This window comes from Streptomyces marokkonensis (assembly GCF_039539045.1).
GTDB classification, from domain to species: Bacteria; Actinomycetota; Actinomycetes; order Streptomycetales; family Streptomycetaceae; genus Streptomyces; species Streptomyces marokkonensis.
This window is the reverse complement of sequence record NZ_BAABCQ010000371.1, coordinates 1-1,486: the sequence shown is the minus strand read 5'-3', so window position 1 is coordinate 1,486 and position 1,486 is coordinate 1. Positions and strand designations below refer to the sequence as shown.

At 71.1% G+C, this 1,486-nt stretch carries 1 protein-coding gene and 1 other RNA gene; both read left to right on the top strand.

Annotated features, from left to right (window positions below; genetic code table 11):
* Positions 1 to 224: a transfer-messenger RNA gene (ssrA, locus tag ABEA26_RS35935) on the top strand; the annotation flags it as partial.
* A gap of 98 nt (positions 225 to 322) precedes the next feature.
* Positions 323 to 1,294 carry a LysR family transcriptional regulator gene (locus ABEA26_RS35930; protein ID WP_345598268.1) on the top strand — a complete coding sequence of 324 codons (972 nt, stop codon included), beginning with the start codon at positions 323 to 325 and terminating at the stop codon, positions 1,292 to 1,294.
* The last annotated feature ends 192 nt before the right edge of the window (positions 1,295 to 1,486 follow it).

Genomic DNA, 1,486 nt, shown 5'->3' with positions numbered 1-1,486 from the left:
GGGAGTGTCAGCCCGGGGCTGTTCCCGACCCGGATCCTGGCATCAGCTAGGGGACTAAACCTTGATCCCGGTCACGGGGTGAAGAGGGAAACCAAACAGTGACTGAGCCCGTCGGAGACTTGTCCGCGTGATCTTCGGGGCTGAGAAAAGCGCAGCGGACTGCACACGGAGAAGCCCTGGTTCCGCACCGTTGGACGCGGGTTCGATTCCCGCCATCTCCACATTTCCATGGTGACCCCCTGGGACACCGGCCGAGCGCCGGCGTCCCAGGGGGTCTTTGTGTCTTGTCACGGCGGCGCGGTCGCCGTTGTAGATTCGCCGGATGCCCGCACCCGCCCACCTCGACCCCCGCCTCCTGCGCGGCTTCGTCACCGTCGCGGAGGACCTGCACTTCACCCGCGCGGCCGCCCGCCTGTACGTCGCCCAGCAGGCGCTCAGCAGGGACGTGCGGCGCCTGGAGCGGGAACTGGGCGCCGAGCTGTTCGTACGCACCACCCGCCAGGTGACCCTGACGGCCGACGGCGAGCGGCTGCTGCCGTACGCCCGCCGCGTCCTCCAGGCGCAGGACGACCTCCTGGCCGCCTTCGGGCAGGCCCGACCGCTGCTCGTCGACCTCAACTCCCCGGAACTCGACACCGGCCGCCAGGTCCTGGAACGGGCCCGCGGGCTCGCGCCCGAGCAGGAGCTGATGGTGCGCTACGAGAGCGGACTGACGGGAGCCGCGGCCGAACTGCTCGCCGGCCGCATCGACGCGTCGTTCGGCCGGTTCGCCGGCCTCGCGCCGGCGCTGCGGGCGGGACTCGGCCACCAACCGGTCCGCTACGAGCCCATGGCGGTGCTGCTGCCCGGGGACCACCCGTTGGCCCGGCTGACGAAGGTACCGCTGGCCGCGCTGGAGGGCGAGACCGTGTACGCCGGGGCCGGCAACCCGCGGACGCCGGAGTGGACCGACCTCGCTCACCGCCTGTTCGAGGGACGCGGCATCGAGGTGGCAGCACCCGCTCCGGTGGCCGTCGGGGAGGAGGAGCTCCAGCGGGTCATGGACAGGACGCGCAATCCGATCCTCGCCGTGGAGAGCTTTCCGGCCATCGGGTCGACCGTGGTGCGCCCGCTCGTCGACCCCGTGCCGCTCTCGCCCCTGTCACTGGTCTGGCGAAACGGACTGGTGCATCCCGCTTTCGGGGCGCTGCGCCGGGCGGCGGCCCGGGTCGCGGCCGAAAGGGGCTGGCTCCGCAGGCCCACGGGAGCCTGGCTTCCGGACGTGGACGCCGCTGTGATGTCCGCCCACAACTGACACGGGGCAACCACCTGTCCTCCGCGTGCGCTACATTCTTTGCCTGAGCACGGTGTGGTACAGGGGGCGCTCGAACCAGGTGGGGGCCGGTTCGGCCGACGGGTGCTCGGAGTCGTATGCGCACCCGGAACTGTCCCGTGGGGGGAGTGCGTGCGCGTGAAGAAATGGCAAAAAAACGCCCAACCGGAGGGG